At 34.2% G+C, this 21,120-nt stretch carries 20 protein-coding genes, 1 tRNA gene, 1 other RNA gene and 2 other annotated features; of the genes, 20 read left to right on the top strand and 2 right to left on the bottom strand.

What is annotated here, in order from left to right:
* Positions 1 to 57: 57 nt before the first annotated feature.
* Positions 58 to 1,101 carry a C39 family peptidase gene (locus tag HNR52_RS00930; protein ID WP_013788259.1) on the bottom strand — a complete coding sequence of 348 codons (1,044 nt, stop codon included), beginning with the start codon at positions 1,099 to 1,101 and terminating at the stop codon, positions 58 to 60.
* 422 nt (positions 1,102 to 1,523) lie between these two features.
* On the opposite strand from HNR52_RS00930, the gene HNR52_RS00925 reads away from it, so the two are divergent.
* From HNR52_RS00925 to HNR52_RS00905, 5 genes are all read left to right on the top strand, one after another.
* Entirely contained in the window at positions 1,524 to 1,712 is a 189-nt protein-coding gene (locus HNR52_RS00925) for a hypothetical protein (protein ID WP_013788258.1), read from the top strand.
* 241 nt (positions 1,713 to 1,953) lie between these two features.
* Positions 1,954 to 4,101, top strand: coding sequence for a ribonuclease R (gene rnr, locus HNR52_RS00920; protein WP_013788257.1), 2,148 nt, complete (start codon positions 1,954 to 1,956; stop codon positions 4,099 to 4,101).
* A gap of 87 nt (positions 4,102 to 4,188) precedes the next feature.
* Positions 4,189 to 4,656, top strand: coding sequence for an SsrA-binding protein SmpB (gene smpB, locus HNR52_RS00915; protein ID WP_274892674.1), 468 nt, complete (start codon positions 4,189 to 4,191; stop codon positions 4,654 to 4,656).
* Positions 4,657 to 4,661: 5 nt separating this feature from the next.
* Positions 4,662 to 5,012, top strand: a transfer-messenger RNA (tmRNA) gene (gene ssrA, locus HNR52_RS00910).
* 9 nt (positions 5,013 to 5,021) lie between these two features.
* Positions 5,022 to 5,094: transfer RNA gene (locus HNR52_RS00905), tRNA-Ala, on the top strand.
* Positions 5,095 to 5,195: 101 nt separating this feature from the next.
* On the opposite strand, the gene HNR52_RS00900 is transcribed toward HNR52_RS00905, so the two are convergent.
* Entirely contained in the window at positions 5,196 to 7,298 is a 2,103-nt protein-coding gene (locus HNR52_RS00900; RefSeq protein ID WP_435619433.1) for a glutamine synthetase III family protein, read from the bottom strand.
* A 297-nt stretch (positions 7,299 to 7,595) separates the two neighbouring features.
* On the opposite strand from HNR52_RS00900, the gene HNR52_RS00895 reads away from it, so the two are divergent.
* The 15 genes from HNR52_RS00895 (at position 7,596) to trpC (ending at position 21,120) form a co-directional block, all read left to right on the top strand.
* A complete protein-coding gene (locus HNR52_RS00895) occupies positions 7,596 to 8,522 on the top strand; it encodes a Gfo/Idh/MocA family protein (RefSeq protein ID WP_013788254.1) in 927 nt (308 codons plus the stop codon).
* A 93-nt stretch (positions 8,523 to 8,615) separates the two neighbouring features.
* The gene (locus HNR52_RS00890; RefSeq protein WP_435619432.1) at positions 8,616 to 9,800 is read left to right on the top strand and encodes a biotin/lipoyl attachment domain-containing protein; all 1,185 of its coding nucleotides are present in this window, start codon (positions 8,616 to 8,618) and stop codon (positions 9,798 to 9,800) included.
* A gap of 11 nt (positions 9,801 to 9,811) precedes the next feature.
* A complete protein-coding gene (locus HNR52_RS00885; RefSeq protein ID WP_435619431.1) occupies positions 9,812 to 10,513 on the top strand; it encodes a YggS family pyridoxal phosphate-dependent enzyme in 702 nt (233 codons plus the stop codon).
* Positions 10,514 to 10,924, top strand: a complete 411-nt coding sequence (locus HNR52_RS00880; protein WP_013788251.1) for a cell division protein SepF — start codon at positions 10,514 to 10,516, stop codon at positions 10,922 to 10,924.
* 15 nt (positions 10,925 to 10,939) lie between these two features.
* Positions 10,940 to 11,230 carry a YggT family protein gene (locus tag HNR52_RS00875; RefSeq protein WP_013788250.1) on the top strand — a complete coding sequence of 97 codons (291 nt, stop codon included), beginning with the start codon at positions 10,940 to 10,942 and terminating at the stop codon, positions 11,228 to 11,230.
* A 26-nt stretch (positions 11,231 to 11,256) separates the two neighbouring features.
* Complete coding sequence (locus HNR52_RS00870) at positions 11,257 to 12,000, top strand: YlmH family RNA-binding protein (protein WP_013788249.1); 744 nt, start codon at positions 11,257 to 11,259, stop codon at positions 11,998 to 12,000.
* A gap of 27 nt (positions 12,001 to 12,027) precedes the next feature.
* Positions 12,028 to 12,516, top strand: a complete 489-nt coding sequence (locus HNR52_RS00865; protein ID WP_013788248.1) for a DivIVA domain-containing protein — start codon at positions 12,028 to 12,030, stop codon at positions 12,514 to 12,516.
* The gene (locus HNR52_RS00860) at positions 12,506 to 12,751 is read left to right on the top strand and encodes a TM1266 family iron-only hydrogenase system putative regulator (protein WP_013788247.1); all 246 of its coding nucleotides are present in this window, start codon (positions 12,506 to 12,508) and stop codon (positions 12,749 to 12,751) included. Before HNR52_RS00865 ends, HNR52_RS00860 begins: the two co-directional genes overlap by 11 nt.
* A 46-nt stretch (positions 12,752 to 12,797) precedes the next feature.
* Positions 12,798 to 13,007, top strand: a binding site (T-box leader).
* Positions 13,008 to 13,063: 56 nt separating this feature from the next.
* Positions 13,064 to 15,847, top strand: a complete 2,784-nt coding sequence (ileS, locus tag HNR52_RS00855) for an isoleucine--tRNA ligase (protein WP_013788246.1) — start codon at positions 13,064 to 13,066, stop codon at positions 15,845 to 15,847.
* Positions 15,848 to 15,895: 48 nt separating this feature from the next.
* Positions 15,896 to 16,600 (top strand): 5'-methylthioadenosine/adenosylhomocysteine nucleosidase, encoded by a 705-nt coding sequence (locus HNR52_RS00850; protein WP_013788245.1) that lies wholly within the window; start codon positions 15,896 to 15,898, stop codon positions 16,598 to 16,600.
* A 2-nt stretch (positions 16,601 to 16,602) separates the two neighbouring features.
* Positions 16,603 to 16,899 carry a thiamine-binding protein gene (locus HNR52_RS00845; RefSeq protein ID WP_435619430.1) on the top strand — a complete coding sequence of 99 codons (297 nt, stop codon included), beginning with the start codon at positions 16,603 to 16,605 and terminating at the stop codon, positions 16,897 to 16,899.
* A gap of 83 nt (positions 16,900 to 16,982) precedes the next feature.
* Positions 16,983 to 17,290: a binding site (T-box leader), on the top strand.
* A 39-nt stretch (positions 17,291 to 17,329) separates the two neighbouring features.
* On the top strand, positions 17,330 to 18,754 hold the full coding sequence (trpE, locus tag HNR52_RS00840) for an anthranilate synthase component I (RefSeq protein ID WP_435619429.1): 1,425 nt from the start codon (positions 17,330 to 17,332) through the stop codon (positions 18,752 to 18,754).
* The gene (locus HNR52_RS00835; protein WP_435619428.1) at positions 18,754 to 19,341 is read left to right on the top strand and encodes an anthranilate synthase component II; all 588 of its coding nucleotides are present in this window, start codon (positions 18,754 to 18,756) and stop codon (positions 19,339 to 19,341) included. The genes trpE and HNR52_RS00835 overlap by 1 nt, the downstream gene beginning before the upstream one ends.
* Complete coding sequence (gene trpD / locus HNR52_RS00830) at positions 19,322 to 20,341, top strand: anthranilate phosphoribosyltransferase (protein ID WP_013788241.1); 1,020 nt, start codon at positions 19,322 to 19,324, stop codon at positions 20,339 to 20,341. Before HNR52_RS00835 ends, trpD begins: the two co-directional genes overlap by 20 nt.
* Positions 20,338 to 21,120: an indole-3-glycerol phosphate synthase TrpC gene (trpC, locus tag HNR52_RS00825; protein ID WP_435619427.1), complete on the top strand. Its 783-nt coding sequence runs from the start codon at positions 20,338 to 20,340 to the stop codon at positions 21,118 to 21,120. Before trpD ends, trpC begins: the two co-directional genes overlap by 4 nt.

Raw genomic sequence — 21,120 nt, 5'->3', positions numbered from 1 at the left:
ATTCAATCTTTCTGCTGAATCTAAGTTTATAATATCAATTTTATTTAGTGATTACATTTACATACCCCATATTGTATATGCAAGATTACTAATATAGGATTTATCATAATTAAAATCTCTATATACATCATTGGTATTCCAACCATCATGAACAACATACCAATAATTTGTTGTATAACCCATAAATACTACATAATGACTGCCGTAATATGGGTGTAATAAATAAAGTACAGTACCTGGTCTGTTATTATTTATCTCATTTTTAATTGAGTCATAACTTGTTACAAGATCCCCAGTATAGAACTGACCATAGTAAACTCTATTTGTATATTGATTTAATCCATTTTTATACCATAAAAAAGGTGTTGCGCCGACTGTTGTTCCTATATCTTTTGCAAGTTGTGCTATATCATTATCTGCATTACCTGTTATTAATTTAGGATAACCATTATGCGCCCAGAAGTATAATAAATTATAAGCTGCTACTGGTCCACAAGATCTATTACCAACAACTTGTTCTGTTCCAACATTATAAAGTATTTTACCAGATGATAATGCGGTTACATTAGTTGTAATGTTTTTTGTTTTTAATAAATTTTTTGCATCCTTACTTGTATCTACACTTAATTTTACACTACTATCATATGTGAAATCAAATATTTCTTTGGATTTTGATTTTTCATTTCCTGCGGCTACACCATAGTTTGATGGTCCATCATACAATAATGTTATTTTCTTATTATTAAATTTGTCTGATTTGGCTTTTATATATTCAGAAAGATAGTCTGAATATGGTGATTGGCCAAGAGCATATTCAACAACTTTATCAGTTTTAGGGTCTACAATGACATATCCAATTATTTTGTTACCATGCAATATATTATAAAGGTAAGCTGATAATTGATCGTCCGAATTATATAAATTTATTCTTTCACTTATTTTTTCTCCATTCCAAATCATAAATTCACCGTAATTTGAAATGTTCTTTATTTGTACTTCAACATCTTTATCTACAGTGTTATCCATAGCAAAAACAAAACTAAAGGTAGAAACTGTAAGAAGAGTAACAACCAGAAGCAATAAAACTAATTTCTTTAACACAGAAAACATCTCCTCATTTGAAAATTATTTTTCTTTTAAAATATATTAAAAATCATATATGAGGTAATTTTATCATATCATATCCTTTCATGTTTTTAAATTTTTATCTATTTAGTGTAATTATATCATAATTGGTTTTGCTAAAAATTACAAAAAATAAATTTTTCATTAAATTTTTCTTGAGAAAAGCAAGTAATTATTTATAAACACTCTAATTTTACCTAAAATGCTTTGCAAGGCGAAGACAGACCGAAAGGTAAAAAGCAAAGGGAAGAAAGAAATAAAATTAGCAGTGTATATTAGCAAACGGAATGAATGCAGGGAAAATGAGTTAGACAGAAAAAGGAGCAAACAATTTAGCAAAGATATTAGCCTTAAAGATAAGCGGAAAACTTAATAGTGTTGTAGAAGCATATTTTAATGTGATAATATCAGAAGAAAAATTAGCAGAGATAAAAGAAGAAATAAAACTATCAGCAGCGGATGTAAACAAAAAGCAGAAAAAAGTAAAGACATATCACATACAAAAAGGTGGTATGCCGTTTGAAGGTTGTGCAATGACAAACAGTCGAAAAGCAATAGGGGAAATACACTCAGATACAAATGCCTAAGCGAACTAAAAGTCATATAAAAGGCGCAATATGAAGACAGAAATGGAGCAAAAACAATTGCAAGAGAATTCACAATACATTAAACATTATGTGGATAAAATTTGAAGAAAAAATTTGCTAACGACTACTTGACACAAACAGTTTTTCTTTAATATTTCTCATAGTAGATGTTATAATTATAATAGATAAATGGAAAATTAATTATGTAAATTTTTATTTTAATGGATTGAGAGGAATCGGTATGAATTTTAAAGATAAATTATTAGAGCTTTTTAGCGACGAAAATTACAAACCTTCAAAGATTGAGAATATTTTAAAAATGCTTGATGTGGATTATAGTCAAAAGGGCATTGTTGAGGAGCTATTAAAGGATTTAGAAAAAGATGGAACAATATATAAGACAAAAAATGAAAAGTACGCTTTGTCAGAAAGATTGGATATAATAAAAGGCAAAATAGATGCCACATCAAGAGGATTTGCTTTTTTGATACCTGAAAATGAAAGCATTAAGGATATATTTATTTCTAAAGATAATTTAAACAGTGCAATGCAGAATGATACAGTTCTTGTTCGGGTTACAAAGAAAGTTGAAGGGAAGAAGTGGGAAGGAGAAGTTGTAAAAATACTCAAGAGGGCTAATTCTACCATTGTAGGTACTTTTGAGAAAAGCCGCAATTTTGGTTTCGTAGTTCCTGATGATAGAAGCATTACGCAAGATGTATTTATTTCAAAAGCTGATACCATGAATGCCGAAGATGGTATGAAGGTGGTAGTTAAAATAACTAAGTGGCCTGAAAAGCGGAGAAGTCCTGAAGGAAAAATAATTGAAATTTTAGGCAGGAAAAATGATCCTGGAGTAGATGTATTGTCAGTGATTCGCTCGTACAATATACCTGAAGAATTTCCAAAGAAAGTCATAAAAGAAGCAGAAAATATACAAGAGAAAATATCAAGTGAAGAAATAACAGGAAGGATAGATTTGCGTCACTTAAATATTGTAACGATAGATGGTGAAGATGCAAAAGACCTTGATGATGCTGTGGCAGTAGAAAAACTTGAGAGCGGCGATTATGTACTTTATGTCAGCATTGCAGACGTCAGTCATTACGTCAAAGAAGGTTCTGAGCTTGATAAGGAAGCTTTAAATAGAGGTTGCAGTGTGTACTTTATAGATAGAGTCATACCAATGTTGCCACACAGATTGTCAAATGGAATTTGCAGCCTCAATCCATCTGAGGACAGATTGACACTTACGGTAAAGATGAAGATAGACAAAAATGGTAATGTTATAGATCACGATATATTTGAAAGTATAATACGAAGCAAAGAAAGAATGACTTATACTAATGTGTACAAAATCTTAGAAGAAAATGATGAAAAATTAAAAGAGCGATATAAAGATTTAATAGAAGATTTTAATAATATGAGAGATTTGGCAAAGATTTTGTTAGAAAGAAGGAAAAGGCGCGGTAGTGTAGACTTTGATTTTGAAGAAGCAAAAATAATTGTAGATGAAAAGGGAAAACCAATTGATATTGTAAAGATCGAAAGGAATGTAGCCCATAGGATTATTGAGGAATTTATGCTTGTTGCAAATGAGACAGTTGCTGAGCACATGCATTGGATCAATGTGCCTTTTGTATACAGGGTTCATGAGCATCCGGACATGGAGAAACTGATGGCATTTAATAAATTTATACATAATTTAGGTTATCACATAAAGGGCATTGGAGGAGATGAAATACATCCAAAAGCATTGCAAGAGCTTATAAAGCAAGTGAGGGGCAAAAATGAACAAAGAGTTGTTGAGACGCTTCTACTAAGGTCTTTAAAGAGGGCCAGATATAGCCCAGAGGATTTAGGACATTATGCTTTGGCGACGCAGTATTATACACACTTTACATCGCCTATAAGGAGATATCCCGATCTGATAATCCATAGGATTATCAAAGAGAATATTCATGGTAAATTGAATGAGAAGCGGCAGGAACATTATAACAAAATATTAAATGACATTTCATTAAAAGCTTCAGAGAGGGAAAGAGCGGCTGATTCGGCGGAAAAAGAGATTGAAGATTTGAAGAAAGTAGAATACATGAAAGAAAGAATTGGGAATATCTACAAAGCTATAATCGCCAACGTGACAAATTATGGCTTCTTTGTAGAGTTAGATAACACAGTAGAAGGATTAGTCGATATTGATACACTTGATGATGACTATTACCATTATGATGATGAAACATATACGTTAATAGGCGAAAGAACGAATAGAAAGTTTTCTATAGGTGATATTGTGTACGTAAAGGTAGTAGGTGCTAACGTGGACAGGAGAGAAATAGATTTTGTCTTGGCTACACCAGATGAAATCCGCAATGTTGAAGGTGCTTGACATGTGAATTTAATGTGCTATAATAATTAAGCGCAGACCCATGTACTGTGAGGGAACAATGTATTTTACAGAAAAGGTGTTATTCTTATGAGTAGTGAAAATATAAAGGTGCTTGCACAAAACAAAAAAGCCAGTCACGACTATTTTATAGATGAAGTTTATGAAGCAGGCATTGTGCTTTTTGGTACAGAAGTCAAATCTGTACGCATGGGCAAAGTGAATTTGAAGGACAGCTTTGCACGTATAGAAAACAATGAGGTTTTCTTATACAATATGCATATAAGCCCATATGAAAAAGGCAATATTTTTAACAAAGATCCACTTAGAACGAGGAAATTGCTTCTTAATAGAAGAGAGATTAATAAATTGACTGGCTATGTCACTCAAAAAGGCTATACATTGGTTCCTTTAAGGGTTTATCTTAAACATGGGCTTGTAAAGGTGGAATTAGCAGTTGCCAGAGGTAAAAAATTGTACGATAAAAGAGAAGATATGGCAAGAAGAGATGCTAAGAGGGAGATAGAAAGGCACTTTAAAGAAAGTCAGCATATATGATATACGGGGGTGTACTGGTTTCGACGGGGGTAGTTGAGGTAAAAGTAGCGAGCCGAGGTTCCATCTGCTCGTAAAACGGTGGACTTAAATATAAACGCAAACGATAATTTAGCTTACGCTGCTTAATTACAAGCAGCCGTTCAACCTTTGATTCCCACATCAAAGGATTGGGCGTCGATTTAGTGGGGGAACTGATTTATCAAAGCTTTGAGATAAATCGGATTTTATGAAGCTACCGAAGCAGTTATCCTGTCACTGGGAGAGCTGCAGAGGGAATGTTAAAACAGTGACTGCGCTCGGAGAAGCTTTTACTGTGACACCTTCGGACCGGGGTTCGACTCCCCGCACCTCCACCATACATATTCGGGGATATAGCTCAGTTGGGAGAGCGCTACAATGGCATTGTAGAGGCCAGGGGTTCGAATCCCCTTATCTCCATTAAAAAAAGCCTTGAGAACCGATTGATTTGTAATTTAAATATGAATTATCATATAAAAAAACTATTGAGGTTAAATACCCCAATAGTTTTTTTATTATATCTACACGTAGAAAAGCATGTCTGCATATGTTGGAAGTGGCCAAATATCAGCGTCTACCAAAGTTTCTAATTTGTCACCTATTTCTCTAAGCTCTCCCATTTTTGCAAATACTTCATCTCTGTAATATTTAGCTACGGCAAAAGAATCTCCTTCAATATTTGATGCATTATTTACAGCGCTTTCAAGATTGTCGATTCTTCTCTTAAATTCGGCTGTCAATGAAGAAACTTCCTTCAATAAATCGGCTTGTGCGTCAACTGAAGCGTCTAATCCAGTTTCTTTTACTGCGTTTATAGAGTCTGCAACATTTTTAATGAATTTTAAAACTGCCGGAAGAATTTGCTTTTTAGCCATATCAATCATTGTCAACGCTTCTATGTTTATAGTCTTTGAGTAATTTTCCAACATTATTTCATAGCGAGCTTCTAATTCTACCTTGCTTAATACGCCGTGTTTTTCCATGACTTTTACATTTTTGTCTTTCAAAAGGGCAGGAATAGCATCAACTGTTGAAGCTATATTTGGAAGTCCTCTCTTTTCAGCTTCTTTTACCCATTCTTCTGAATACCCGTTTCCGTTGAAGATAACTCTTTTATGATTTACTACGATCTCCTTTAATATTTTTTGAACTTCTTCATCAAAATTATCGGCTTTTTCAAGTCTATCTGCAATTTCAGATAAAACATCTGCTACAATCGTGTTTAAAATATAGTTTGCAGTTGCTACTGATGATGAAGAACCTACCATCCTAAACTCAAATTTGTTTCCAGTAAATGCGAATGGAGATGTTCTGTTTCTGTCGGTGGAATCTTTGTGAAGCGTAGGAAGCGTTGTTACGCCAATTTTCAATTCTCCACCTTGCTTTGAGTTTGTGGCACCGCCAGTTTCGCCTATTTGTTCTAAAATATCAGTTAATTGATCGCCTAAGAAAATCGAGATTATTGCCGGTGGAGCTTCATTTGCACCAAGCCTGTGGTCATTTCCAGGTGTTGCAGCAGATACTCTTAGTAAATCAGAGTATTCATCGATTGCTTTGATAACTGCACACAGGAAAACTAAAAATTGTGCATTTTCGTGTGGAGTCTTTCCGGGATCTAATAAATTTAAACCGTCATCTGTACTCATAGACCAGTTGTTGTGCTTTCCAGATCCGTTGACACCGGCAAATGGTTTTTCGTGCAATAGACATACTAGGTCATTTCTTAAAGCAACTTTTTTCATTATATCCATTGTCAATTGATTGTGATCCGTTGCTATGTTTGTCGTATTGAAGATTGGCGCTAATTCATGTTGAGCAGGTGCGACTTCGTTGTGCTCGGTCTTAGCTGATATTCCTAATTTCCAAAGCTCCTCATCAAGCTCTTTCATGAATTCGAAAACTCTTTCCCTAATAGTGCCGAAATAATGATCTTCCATTTCTTGACCTTTTGGTGGTTTTGCGCCAAATAATGTTCTGCCTGTCAATATTAAGTCTTTGCGTTTTTCATACAATTTTTTATCTATCAAAAAATACTCTTGCTCTGGACCAACAGTTGTTATGACTCTTTTTGAAGTGTTATTTCCAAATAACTTAAGAACTCTTAATGCTTCCTTTGATAATGCTTCCATAGAGCGCAATAAAGGTGTCTTTAAGTCTAATGCTTCGCCAGTGTATGAGCAAAATGCGGTTGGGATGTATAGGACATTATCTTTGACAAATGCAGGAGATGTACAATCCCATGCAGTATAGCCTCTTGCTTCGAATGTAGCCCTTAATCCGCCTGAAGGGAATGACGATGCATCAGGCTCGCCTTTTATAAGTTCTTTGCCTGAAAATTCTGTGATGACTTTACCGTCTGGTGTAGGAGAGATAAAAGATTCGTGTTTTTCTGCAGTAATACCTGTTAATGGTTGAAACCAATGTGTAAAATGCGTCGCTCCTTTTTCGATAGCCCAATCTTTCATAGCGTTTGCTACTACGTCGGCAACTTTTGGGTCAAGTGGTAGTCCCTCATCGATTGTCTTTCTTAAAGCATTGTATGTTTGCTTTGGTAGACGCTCTCTCATCACTGCGTCATTAAATACATTGGCGCCAAAAATATTTTTCAAAGAATTTTCTGACATAAAAATCCCCTTTCATTTATTTTTTTGGTATTAATGGAAAATATAAACAAAACAAGGACGCCATTAATACACACAAAATATATTAATGAAACGCCCTTGTCTCATTTTTAACTATTAAATTTTCTCACAAATAATTAATTAAATATTATCACAAATTTCATGTAAATGCAAGTACTTCATTTTTAAAAAGTCATGTACTTTTCTTGGTTATATTCCTGATTTGTTATATAATATGCATAAAAGAAATAGAGGTTTACAAATTTTCTAAGACAGCAAATGAATTATAGAGGTGAGGTTATGAATAAGTTGAAAGCTATAATCGTAGGACCGGGTAATATATTCAAAAGGGCATATTTGCCATTTATATTTAATGTAGATATGCTTGAAGTAGTTGGCATTGTAGGCAGAGATGAAAAAAAGCTTTTAAAGTATAAGGAGAATTATAAAGTTAGCACATATACTTCTATAGATGAAGCAATTGCTTTAAAACCTGATTGTGCTTTTGTGCACACTTCTACTGATAGCCATTATGAGATTGTGAAAAAACTTCTTACAAATAATATTCATGTTTATGTGGACAAACCTTTGACAGATGACTTAAAAAAAACTGAAGAACTTTATAATATTGCACTTAACAATTCACTTATTTTGACTGTTGGGTTTAATAGAAGATATGCACCATTGTATGTTAAAGCATCAGAGAATTTCGGAGAGCAAAAACCTGAATTGTACATGATGGAGAAAAATAGAAGTGGCGGTGTTGGGGGTGATATCAAATTCACCCTTTATGATGACTTTATACATGTGGTTGATACACTGTGTCATCAACTTGGCAATGTTGCAAGTATAAATATTTCACATGTGAGAATGATAGAAGAAAATAATAGCATGAAATATATAAATGTTGAAATTACTTCGGATAATGGGATCGCAATTGGGGTGATGCATAGAAATAGTGGTGCAGACAGAGAAGTGCTTGAGGTGCATGGGTATGGGAAAAGTGTCATAGTTGAAAATTTTGAAAAATTGATAGTATCTGACAAAAACAATGTATCTATTTATAGTCATAATTCTTGGGATAGTGTATCATATGTGAGAGGTTTTGAGAGTGCAGTAAATAATTTCTTATATTCTATAAATTCTAAAGAAATAAATGATGATGAAATAAAACTTTCTTTAAAAACACACCAATTAATCGATGAAATTCTGAAAAAGATAATTTGAACTACAGATAAAAAGTTTATAAAATAAGTGCTAAAGAGTAAATTTTAAGAAGGAAAAATTGATTTTTTATAGAATATAATCATAGGTGGTTTTATGAAAAGAATTTTGAATATTATCATAGCAATTGTTGTCATACTTTACATAGGAAAAGTTGCAGTAAATACTATAAGTGGAAAAGATAAGACAATACCACTTAAGCCCGGTAACTTATCGGAGTCAATAGACGCTTATGGTTACATAGTGGTTGATGCAATGGTCATAAATTCTCCTATTGATGGGAAAATAAATATGTTAGTAAAAGATGGGACAAGAGTGCCAAAAGGCAAAGAAATAGCAGAAGTCATATCGCCAAACTTTGATAAGTCGAAATTGGATGAGCTAAATTCTATAAATGAAAAGATTCAGAGCATTAAGGATGATAAAGACGCAAATCCCTATGCAAAAGATATAGAAAGTATAAATGCTCAGATAGATGAATTAAACAAGGAATATCAGCAGACAAAAGACAAGAGCGTTTTAAACAGTTTAAGCAAAAAAATAGATGATTTAATAAGCAAAAAAGAGCAGATAATCAAAAATGGTCCTTCGTCGATTAGAAATTTAGATGATCTTTATAGTCAAAAAAAACAATTAGAAAGCATTATTTCTAATGGTTTGTACAAGGTATATTCGCCTGAAGCTGGAGTCGTAAGCGATTATTTTGATGGATATGAAGATATTTTTAGTGTAAACAAATTGTTTAACATCACATTAAATGATATAAATGCAGTACAAAAAGAGCCAGCAGAAATAAAAGGTGAAGTAAAGCAAGGTGAACCGATATTAAAATTAATAGACAATTATGACTGGTATGTATTGTCTGTATTGGACAAAAGTAAGAGCCAAAAATTAAAAGAAGGGAACAATGTAAAAGTAGAAATAGATGATAAATATAGTCAATTGTTAGATGGAAACATAATGAAAATATATTCGATATCCGACAATTTATTTGGCGTAGTGATAAAGATGGATGATGCTTATGACGATTTTTATAAAAAAAGGAAGGTTAAAGTCGACATAACAGTAAATAACTATGAAGGCTTTATTGTGCCAAATACGGCTATCGTAAAAGTTGATGGAAAATATGGCGTGTATAAATTAAATAATGGCATTCCTCTCTTTGAAGAAGTCGACGTAAAAGCGCAAAATTCAGAAAATGCCGTTGTAGAAAGTCCAGATGGAAATTTAAAAATGTATGACGAAATATTAGTATATGGTAAAGACTATTTAAAGAAGTAAGAGGGATTATTATGGATATACGTTATAATATTGATAAAGTAAAAGAAAATGTCAAGAAGCATGCATTAAAAGTTAATAGAAATCCTGACGATATATTAATTGTGGCAGTGACTAAAACCGTCGATGTCTCAAGAATAGAAGAAGCGATAAAATACGGTATTACGGATATTGGAGAAAATAAAGTACAAGAGTTAGTAGACAAATATCCAACATTAATGGATAAGGTGCAGTTCCATTTTATAGGTCATCTTCAAACAAATAAGGTGAAGTACATAATAGATAAAGTGAAGATGATTCATTCACTTGACAGTGTGCGCCTTGCAGAAGAAATAGATAAAAGAGCCAAAAAATGCAATAGGATTATGGACTGCTTGATCGAGGTAAATGTAGGTTCAGAAGAATCAAAGTATGGAATTGAACCGTCAAGCTTGTTGGAATTCATAAAGGAGCTTGAAAGCTTTGACAACTTGAAAATAAAAGGTCTGATGACTGTGGCGCCGTATGTAGATGCTGAAGATGTAAGGTCTTATTTTAGAAAAATGAAGGAGTTATTTGATAACACTAAATCTTTAAATCAAAAAAATTTAGATTTTAAATATTTGTCTATGGGTATGACGAATGATTACACTGTTGCCGTTGAAGAAGGCGCCAACATCATACGTATAGGTACAGGAATTTTTGGGAAAAGATTATATGATATGGAGGTAAAATAAATGGCTGTAAAAGTGATTGAAAAGCTTATGAATTTTTTTGGATTTGATGAGCAGGAAGACGAAGGGGATGCTGAAAAAGTTGAAAACGAATTACCCTTTAGCCAAAAGCCAAAAATAGTTAATATACATACACAATCGCAGATAAAAGTAATTATTTTGAAGCCAGATAGTTTTGAACAGGCGCAGACAATACTTGAAAACATAAAAAATAAAAAGCCTATAATTATTGATCTTCAAAATATGGAGAGAAATGATGCTCAGAGACTCATAGACTTTTTAAGCGGTGCTGTTTTTGCGTTAAATGGAGAAATTAAGAAAATTGCTAATAGCATATTTTTAATTGTGCCGGATAATTTTGATATTGCTGGCGATATACAAGATGAAGTCGATTCAATGTTCAACTTAAAGTAATGAGGAGGGTATGATTTGACGACAAACTATGCTTTGATCTTAACATTAAACTACTTTTTTGAGATTGTAAATTGGCTTATTGTAATAAGGGTGGTATTATCTCTTTTGAGAATGGAGAATATGGGAAATCCTATATCGCGATTTGTCATCATCGTGACAGAACCTATTTTAGATCCTTTTAGAAGGTTGCAATTTAAGTCATCGATTGGAAGGAATATGATGATAGATTTTTCACCTATCCTTGCTATGTTGGCTATCCAATATGTGATAAGACCAATATTAGTAAGCTTGATTTCGTTAATATGATTTATTTACTTTAAAAGGGTGAAGGAATGGAATACAGCATTGCAAGACTTAATGATATGATAAATTGGGTACAGAAAAATAGGCGTGATAGATTTACAGATTTTCTAAGTATGAAAGATCAGAAAATACTGCTAAAGTTGATTGATAAACATGACGATATAGATTGTAGATTTGATGGTGGATTTAAAGAGGCTGAGAGAAAAATAGCCTGTATATATCCATCGTTTCTTGCGATTTCCGATGGTGAACATTTTGATGCAATAAAGGGGATAAGGATAAATGGCGACTTAATAAGGTTGTCACATAGAGATGTGTTAGGTTCACTGCTAGGTCTAGGTATAAAAAGAGAGAAAATTGGTGATATAATTAAAAGACAAGAAATCTGCGATGTAATAGTGCATAGGGATATAGCTGATTTTGTTTTGATGAATTTGAAAAAAATAGGTCGAGAGAAGGTTATTGTTAGTTCAATTGACTTAGATGAGGTTATAGAGCCTGTAATAGAATATGAGGACATTAAAACAACAGTTGCATCTGTAAGGCTTGATAGCATAATCGCGGCGGGGTTTAAAATATCCAGAACAAAGGCTTCGGATTTGATAAAAGCTGGACTTACTGAAGTGAATTGGGAGACAAATATATCGCCTTCATTTGAAGTAAAAGAAGGTGACATCATATCTTTAAGAGGTTATGGAAGGATCAAATTCCAAGAAATTTTGGGTACATCGAGAAAAGGCAGGGTATATGTTCATATTTTAAAATACAAATAACAATAAGATGACAAGGAGTGGATTGGCATGTTAACACCTATGGACATACACAATAAGGAGTTTAAGCGTTCATTTAGAGGTTACAATGAAAATGAAGTTGATGAGTTTTTAGACAAAGTTATGGAAGACTATGAACTATTGTATAAAGAAAATTCTGATCTAAAGGACAGAGTAAATATATTAAATGATAAGTTGCAGAACTACACAGATATAGAAAAAACGCTAAATAATACGCTGGTCGTTGCCCAAAAGTCGGCTGAAGATTTAAAGTTAAATGCTAAGAAAGAAGCTGATTTAATAATACAGCAAGCACAACAAGAAGCAGAAAAAATAATGCAGAAAGCCAATCAAGAAGTAGTAAGGATTAGAGCAGAGCTTGAAAGTCAAAGGAAAAAATTGAATGTATTTAAGGCTAAATTCAAAACACTCCTTGAAGGAGAACTTGAGGCGATATTATCTATAGACGACAGAGAATTTTTTGATGATGAGAATGATGTGAGAAATGATGAGGAATAGACTTGCTGTAATCGGGATCTTAGTCCAAAATAGAGAGTTGGCGTCTGAAAAAGTTAATCATATTTTAAGCGAGTATGCCGATATCATAGTGGGCAGAATGGGTATTCCATATAAGGAAAGAAATGTGTCAATCATATCGCTGATTGTCGACGGTACGACGGATGACATCGGTGCTTTAACTGGCAAGCTTGGTAGCATTGAAGGTGTAAAAGTAAGGTCTGCCATTACGACTTAAGATGTTGACGTCTTTTTTTACATATTGTATAATTATTTAAAATGCGAAAAAAGCGATGAAGAGGACAATTTATGCAAACAAAACTTTTAAGAGAGTTGGCGGTCGGTGGAAGCCAATAAGTTAGTTTGTCATATATCACCTCGAAGCTGCTGGCTGAAATTTAGTAAGCTAAGCCGGGAAAATCCCGTTATCTCATGAGTGATTAAGGCATTTAGCCTTAATAATTAGGGTGGTACCGCGACTTCTCGTCCCTTTGGATGAGAGGTTTTTATTTTTTCTGCATTTATGCAATTTGAAATAGGAGGTATGTTTATGGATTACAACAAAACATTAAATCTGCCAAAGACTGATTTTCCAATGAAGGCGAATTTGCCGATGAGAGAGCCAGAAATATTAAAGAAATGGGAGAACATGGACATATACCACAAATCATTAGATAAAAACAAGGGCAAAGAAAAGTTCATTCTTCATGATGGTCCTCCATACGCAAATGGCAATATACACCTTGGCACTGCCATGAACAAAGTTTTGAAGGACATGGTGGTTAAATATAAGACGATGAGGGGATATGAATCACCATATGTGCCAGGTTGGGATACTCATGGCTTGCCAATAGAGCAACAGGCAATCAAGACATTAGGGATAAAGAGAAATGATGTAGGTCCAGTAGAATTTAGAAGGGTGTGTCGTGATTTTGCTTTTTCGCAAATTGAAAAGCAAAAAGAACAATTTATTAGATTAGGTGTAAGAGGAGATTGGCAAAATCCATATTTGACGCTGAAACCGGAATATGAGGCAAAGCAGATAGAAGTATTTGGGGAGATGGCAAAGAAAGGATATATATATAAAGGACTTAAGCCTGTATACTGGTGTACAGATTGTGAAACTGCATTGGCAGAAGCAGAGATAGAGTATTCTGATGAAAAATCTGATTCGATCTACGTTAAATTCAGAATTGTAGATGACTTGGGCAAATTTAAAGGCATTGTTGATGATTTAAGTAATTTGTACTTTGTAATATGGACTACAACGACTTGGACAATTCCTGCTAATCTTGCAATTTGCTTGAACCCAGATTTTGACTATGCTTTGGCGAAATACGGAAATGAAATTTACATAATGGCAAAAGATATGCTTGACAGCATTGAAAAAGAGACAGGACTTTCAAACCATGAAATAATTGCTACTTTTAAAGGTTCAGAACTGGAAGGAATGAAGGCTAAGCATCCTCTTTTTGACAGGACATCGCTTATAATATTAGGCGAACATGTAACACAAGAGGCAGGTACAGGATGTGTACACACAGCACCTGGCCACGGTGAAGAGGACTTTGTAGTTGGTCAAAAATATGGACTTGATGTTTTGAATCCTGTTGATGATAAAGGGCGATTTACTGAAAAAGCAGGAAAATACAATGGACTATTTTACTCTGATGCAAATAAGGTCATAAAAGAGGATCTTGAAAAAGCCAATGCTTTATTGGCTTCAAAGACTTTCACACACTCGTATCCTCATTGCTGGAGATGCAAAAATCCTGTTATATTCCGCGCTACAGAGCAGTGGTTTGCATCTGTAGATGGCTTTAGAGATGAAGCGCTGAAAGCGATAAAAGAAGTAAATTGGATTCCTGAATGGGGCGAAGATAGGATTACAAACATGGTTAGAGATAGGCACGACTGGTGTATATCCAGGCAAAGGATATGGGGTGTTCCAATTCCTATTTTTTACTGCAAACACTGTGGGAAAGAATTGATAAACGATGATACGATAAATGCGGTAAAGAAGTTGTTTGCAGAAAAGGGTTCTGACGCTTGGTATGAACTATCGGCCGAAGAAATACTGCCACAAGGTACAAGGTGTGAATGTGGTTCTACAGAGTTTAGAAAAGAAACGGATATTATGGATGTATGGTTTGACTCTGGTTCCAGCCATGTAGCGGTTTTAGAGACAACTGAGGGACTTAGATGGCCAGCAGACTTGTACTTGGAAGGTTCTGACCAACACAGGGGATGGTTCCAGTCATCGCTTCTTACATCTGTCGCTACAAAAGGTATCGCTCCGTATAAAAATGTATTGACACACGGTTTTGTTGTAGATGGTGAAGGGCGAAAAATGTCTAAATCCCTTGGAAATGGAATCGATCCAGCCGATGTTGTAAAAGAGTATGGTGCTGATATATTGAGGTTGTGGGCTGTTTCTGCAGATTTCACTTCAGACATGAGGATATCAAAAGAAATTTTAAAGCAGATGACTGAGTCATACAGGAAAATCAGAAACACAGCAAAATTTTTATTAAGCAACCTTTACGATTTTGATGCTGATAAAGATTTGTTGCCATATGATGAATTGTTAGATATAGATAAATGGGCTTTGTACAAATACAATGAGCTTGTGAAGGATGTAACTGAGGCTTTTGACAAATATAAATTTTATGAGTTCTTGCATCTTGTTCATACCTTCTGCATTGTAGATATGAGCAATCTGTACCTTGACATATTGAAAGACAGGCTATATACTTTCCCAGCCACATCAAAGGAAAGGAAAGCAGCTCAAACTACTTTATATATTATATTAAATGGTTTTGTAAGAATCATAGCACCAGTGCTGACATTTACGGCAGATGAAATATGGAGTTATATGCAACACGATGCAAAAAATAGTTTTGAGAGCGTTCAGCTTGCTGATTGGCCAGAACCTAATGATATCTACGATAATAAACAGTTAATCGACAATTGGAACAAGCTTTTTGATATAAGAAAAGATGTATCTAAGGCATTGGAGATATCCCGGGCAAACAAGGAAATAGGTCATTCTTTGGAAGCTCAAGTCGATATTTATGCGTCGAAAGAGCTGTACGAATTTTTGAAGCAGTTTGAAGAAGATTTTAATACAGTCTTTATAGTATCAAAAACTGTTCTTCACGAAAATGATGGGGTTATACCTGATGATGCGTACAGAAGTGAAGATTACGATATTGCCATAAAGGTAAGTCATGCACCTGGTGAAAAATGCGAAAGATGTTGGATGTACAGTGAAACTGTAGGTGAAGATAAAGAGCACCCAACAATTTGCAGTAGGTGTGCCGCACATATCTAAAGGGAGATTTCTCCCTTTTTTAATTAAAGACGAAAGGAGAGTATAAGTGTGAAAAAGATAGGCTTTATCGGCGCTATGGAGGAAGAAGTGGAGCTACTCAAGGAAGCTATTGTTAATGAACTTACGATAAATAGGGCAGATATGGATTTTTTTAGCGGTATAATAAATGGGGTAGATGCAGTTGTTGTAAAATCAGGAATAGGAAAGGTAAATGCAGCGATTGCAACACAGATATTGATATCTGAATTTAAAGTTGATTGCATAATAAACACAGGTGTTGCTGGAGGATTAAAAAAAGGCATAAATGTTGGAGATATAGTCATTTCTTCTGATGCGATAGAACATGATTTTGACACAACAGCATTTGGAGACGAATTAGGAGTAATACCTCGCATGAAGACAAGCGTATTTAAAGCTGACGAATATCTTATAGATGTGGCTTATAAGGCTGCTAATGATAATATTGATGGGAAAGCGTATATTGGCAGGATTGTTTCAGGTGATAAATTTATTTCATCAAAAGATGAGGCTTTAAAATTGGGGAGGCTTTTTAATGCATTAGCAGTTGAGATGGAAGGCGCAGCAATTGCACATACTTCATACCTTAACAATATACCATTTGTTATAATAAGAAGCATTTCAGATAATGCCGATGGAAATGCGACAAAAGATTTTAGCCAATTTGTCAAGGAAGCAGCAATAGTATCCAGTAACATAGTTAAAGAGATGATAAATCTAATCAAGGAGAATTAAACATGAGTGCTGTAAATGTAAGCCTACAAGTATTACCTATAGTTGAAGAAGAAAGAATCTATCCAGTCGTAGATAAAGTTATTGATTACATAAAATCAACAGGTGTTAAGTATTTTGTAAGCCCTATGGAAACGACTATGGAAGGAGATATCGATGTTCTCTTGGATATTGTGAAAAAGGTTCAAAATATATGCGCAGATGAAGGTGCCAAGAGAGTAATTTCGATTGTAAAGATAGACTTTAAACCTGATGGTGTGACAATTGAGGAGAAAATAGGCAAATATAGAGATGATTGTTGATGTGAGATAATTTATATTTTAGACAAGATTAAAACTATTGACATATATTTTAACACGTTATATAATTAAATCAATCGAAATGAAAAAAATCGATGAGCAGGAATAGTAAATATCGCATTAGGTTAAAGCGAGCCTGGGATGGTGGAAGCTAGGTACTGACGGCGTTATTGAATGGGCCTGCGAGATGGCGTGTGAAATAAAAGTAGCATTGCCCGGTAGTCTACCGTTAAAATGACAGGGTATCGAGAAATCTGTACCTGAATGAGATGTTTTGTACTTAGGTGGCAAAGCGAAATGAAAGCATTTCGTCCTTAGTGGATGAGATGTTTTTTTTAAACCACATAAGTATAAAATAATTTGGGTGGCACCGCGAAGTCACTTCGTCCCATTGGATGGAGTGACTTTTTTGCATATTAAGGAGGTGTATTGGTTGAATATTACTGAAAAAGAATATGAAAGGCTTGTAAAAAAGAAAATCGTTTTTCCTGTTTACGAGGAGATAAACGGTGATGAATTAACGCCAATCAATATTTTTTACAATCTAGATGGTGAAAATAAATTCCTTTTGGAAAGTGCTGAAAGCAGTAAAATGTGGGGTAGATATTCGTTTATAGGTTCAAATCCGTATTTGAAGATCAAAAGTAATGATGATTTAATCCAGATTGATGGTGATGAGAAGAAAATAAAATACGGCAGGATTCTTGACTCTATAAGAGAAAATATGATGTACGAGTATGATAATTGCGGTCTTGAATTTCCATTTACAGGTGGAGCAATAGGCTATGCTGGATATGATGTCATAAGGCAATATGAATATCTTCCATCGAAAAATGTAGATGAAATAGGAATACCTGATGCGTATTTTATGTTTTATAAGACCATAATTTGCTATGATCACTATAAACATAATTTATCTGTTATTTACAATGTATTTCCCGATGAGAATGAAGAGTATGACGCTATAAAAGGAAAATTGAGGAAAGTGATCTTAGACATAAAGAGTAATGTAAAAATTCACGATATAAAGCCAAAAAAACTCATTTCTGATATTGATTATAATCTTACTAAAGAAGAATTTTGCAATATTGTAATTAAAGCAAAAGAATATATAAAAAACGGCGACATATTTCAGGTAGTTCCGTCTCAGAGACTTAAAGTTAAAACAGATTCTGTACCTTTTGATGTATACAGGAGACTGAGGAATGCAAATCCATCACCATACATGTTTTACATCGACTTTGACGATTTCCAACTGATAGGTTCGTCGCCAGAAAGCCTTGTATCCGTATTTGGCAATAAAGTTACTACAAATCCGATTGCAGGAACCAGAAAAAGAGGAAAAAGCACTGAAGAAGATTTAATATTGAAAGATGAGCTTTTAAATGATGAAAAGGAAAAGGCGGAACACGTCATGTTAGTTGACCTTGGAAGAAATGATATAGGTAAAGTAAGTGAATTTGGTACTGTCAGATTGGATAGATTCATGGAAGTCGATTTTTATTCACATGTAATGCACATTGTATCGAAAGTTTCAGGCATCTTGAGAAAAGGTCTTACAGCGTTTGATGCACTAATTGCATGTCTTCCTGCTGGAACAGTTTCGGGTGCACCGAAAATAAGAGCGATGGAGATAATTGATGAGCTGGAGAATGTAAAGAGGTCATTTTATGCTGGGGCAGTCGGCTATTTTTCCTACAATGGGGATATGGATATGTGCATAGCAATAAGAACGTTGTTATTAAAAAGTGGTACTGCATTTATTCAAGCTGGATGTGGAATTGTATATGATTCTCAGCCAGAAGCTGAATACTATGAAACTTTAAATAAGGCAATGGTCTTAAAGGAGGTGCTTTGATGCTTCTTCTCGTGGATAATTATGATTCATTTACCTATAACTTATATCAATTCATAGGTGAAATTTACAGCGATATATTAGTTGTCCGCAACGATAAAATAGGATTAAATGACATAGCTTTAATGAATCCAAAGGGAATAATTATATCACCTGGGCCGGGAAGGCCAGAAAATGCTGGGATTTCAGTAGACATAGTCGATGAGTTTGAAGGCAAAATACCTATATTAGGGATTTGCCTTGGACATCAAGCTATTGGATATGCTTATGGCGCAAAAATAATCAAAGCAACCACTATAATGCATGGTAAGACTTCATCTGTCAATCATGTTGGTGAAGGAATATTTGAAGGTATAAAAAGTCCAATAAAAGCCATGAGATATCATTCGCTTGTAATTGACAAAAGCTCATTGCCAAAATCATTAGAAATAACTGCAGAAACAGATGATGGAACTATTATGGCAGTTAAGCATAAGTTCTATCATGTGTACGGACTTCAATTTCATCCAGAGTCTATTTTAACAGATGATGGTAAAAATATATTAAAAAATTTTGTGGAGGGGATCTGCAATGTTAAAGGAAGCCATTGAAAAGATCATTAAAGGGGAGAATTTAACCGAGACAGAGGCAAAAAGCGCCATGGATGTAATAATGAAAGGGGAATCAAGCCCGCCATTGATTGGTGGTTATCTTATAGGCCTTAGGATGAAAGGCGAATCAATCGATGAGATAACCGGTTCTGCAAAGTCAATGATAGAAAATGCAAAAAAATTGAAGCTTGATTCTCAATATGTCATAGATACCTGTGGAACGGGAGGTGACGGCGGAAAAACATTTAATATTTCTACTGCAGTTGCAATAATTTCTTCGTCTGCTGGAATCAAAATAGCCAAACATGGCAACAAAGCTGTTTCCAGTAAAAGCGGCAGTGCCGATGTATTAAATGAATTAGGTGTAAAAATCGATGCAGAACCGGAGATGACCAAGAAATTCATCGATGAGGTAGGATTTGGATTCCTTTTCGCACCTTTGTATCATTCAGCTATGAAAAACGTAGCCCCCATAAGAAAAGAACTTGGTTTAAGAACAGTTTTTAATATATTAGGACCATTGACAAATCCGGCTTCTGTTAAAGGCCAAGTTTTAGGCGTTTATGATAAAAACCTGACGCATATATTAGCAGAAGTTTTGCTAAAATTGGGGTGTGAAAGAGCTTTAGTTGTTCACGGAAATGATGGACTTGACGAAATAACCACTACCACTACTACAACTGTTTCAGAAGTGAGAGATGGTAAGGTTACTGATTACACAATTGACCCTAATGATTACGGTATTAGACTGTCGAAAGATTCGGATATTGGTGGCGGTGATTCAAAGGAAAATGCAAAAATCATTTTAGACATATTAAATGGTGAAAAAGGCCCTAAAAGAGACATTGTAGTTTTAAATAGCGCTGCAGCTTTGTATGTTGGTAAAGCGGTTGATAGCATTAAGGAAGGTGTTAAGCTTGCAGAATATCTCATTGATTCAGGCAAGGCATTAGGCAAGCTGAATGACATATTAAGTTTTCAGAAGGTGTATTTGCAATGATACTTGATGATATTATCTTTAAGAAAAAAAAACAGGTGGAAATGAAAAAAATTAAAAAAACGCTGGATGATATATTAAAAGAAATTAAAAACGACAAAGATGTGAGGAATTTTAAAGAAGCGTTGAAAGCTGAGGATATATCAATAATAGCTGAAATAAAAAAAGCTTCTCCGTCGAGAGGAACAATTTTAGATGACTTTGATCATATAAAAATTGCTAAATTGTATGAAGATGCCAATATCGAAGCCATATCTGTTCTTACAGAAAAAAATTATTTTAAAGGAGATGATGCATATATAAACGATGTGAAAGAAGTAACATCAAAGTCAATTCTTAGAAAAGACTTCATATTTGACGAATACCAAATATACGAAAGCAAATTAATTGGTGCAGATGCTGTCTTGCTAATAGTGGCTGTACTTGGAGATGATTTAAAGAAGTTTTACGATATTGCAAAAAAAATTGGATTAGATGCCATTGTTGAGGTTCATGACGAACGAGAACTTGAAATAGCATTAAATGCGAATGTAGATATTTTGGGTATAAATAACAGGGACTTAAAGGATTTTCGCGTTGATTTAAAGACGACAGAAAGGCTTATTAGATACGTGCCAAGTGGTGTTCTGTTGGTATCTGAAAGTGGCATAAAGACCCCTGATGACGTAAAATTTTTAAAATCATTAGGTGTAAATGCTGTCCTAATTGGTGAAACATTTATGAATATAATCAAAAATGGTGGGAAAATTGATGATTTCGTAATTCAATCAAAGGGTGTTTAA

Origin of the sequence: Thermoanaerobacterium thermosulfurigenes (genome assembly GCF_051201035.1) — a bacterium.
GTDB lineage: Bacteria > Bacillota > Thermoanaerobacteria > Thermoanaerobacterales > Thermoanaerobacteraceae > Thermoanaerobacterium > Thermoanaerobacterium thermosulfurigenes.
This window is presented reverse-complemented; position numbering and strand designations above follow the sequence as displayed.

What these genes read in the sequence shown, in the direction of transcription:
- rnr (WP_013788257.1), top strand. Translation starts at nt 1,954, where the DNA reads ATGAATTTTAAAGATAAATTATTAGAGCTTTTTAGCGACGAAAATTAC.
- smpB (WP_274892674.1), top strand. Translation starts at nt 4,189, where the DNA reads ATGAGTAGTGAAAATATAAAGGTGCTTGCACAAAACAAAAAAGCCAGT.
- HNR52_RS00900 (WP_435619433.1), bottom strand. Translation starts at nt 7,298, where the DNA reads ATGTCAGAAAATTCTTTGAAAAATATTTTTGGCGCCAATGTATTTAAT.
- HNR52_RS00895 (WP_013788254.1), top strand. Translation starts at nt 7,596, where the DNA reads ATGAATAAGTTGAAAGCTATAATCGTAGGACCGGGTAATATATTCAAA.
- HNR52_RS00890 (WP_435619432.1), top strand. Translation starts at nt 8,616, where the DNA reads ATGAAAAGAATTTTGAATATTATCATAGCAATTGTTGTCATACTTTAC.
- HNR52_RS00885 (WP_435619431.1), top strand. Translation starts at nt 9,812, where the DNA reads ATGGATATACGTTATAATATTGATAAAGTAAAAGAAAATGTCAAGAAG.
- HNR52_RS00880 (WP_013788251.1), top strand. Translation starts at nt 10,514, where the DNA reads ATGGCTGTAAAAGTGATTGAAAAGCTTATGAATTTTTTTGGATTTGAT.
- HNR52_RS00870 (WP_013788249.1), top strand. Translation starts at nt 11,257, where the DNA reads ATGGAATACAGCATTGCAAGACTTAATGATATGATAAATTGGGTACAG.
- HNR52_RS00865 (WP_013788248.1), top strand. Translation starts at nt 12,028, where the DNA reads ATGTTAACACCTATGGACATACACAATAAGGAGTTTAAGCGTTCATTT.
- HNR52_RS00860 (WP_013788247.1), top strand. Translation starts at nt 12,506, where the DNA reads ATGAGGAATAGACTTGCTGTAATCGGGATCTTAGTCCAAAATAGAGAG.
- ileS (WP_013788246.1), top strand. Translation starts at nt 13,064, where the DNA reads ATGGATTACAACAAAACATTAAATCTGCCAAAGACTGATTTTCCAATG.
- HNR52_RS00845 (WP_435619430.1), top strand. Translation starts at nt 16,603, where the DNA reads ATGAGTGCTGTAAATGTAAGCCTACAAGTATTACCTATAGTTGAAGAA.
- HNR52_RS00835 (WP_435619428.1), top strand. Translation starts at nt 18,754, where the DNA reads ATGCTTCTTCTCGTGGATAATTATGATTCATTTACCTATAACTTATAT.
- trpD (WP_013788241.1), top strand. Translation starts at nt 19,322, where the DNA reads ATGTTAAAGGAAGCCATTGAAAAGATCATTAAAGGGGAGAATTTAACC.
- trpC (WP_435619427.1), top strand. Translation starts at nt 20,338, where the DNA reads ATGATACTTGATGATATTATCTTTAAGAAAAAAAAACAGGTGGAAATG.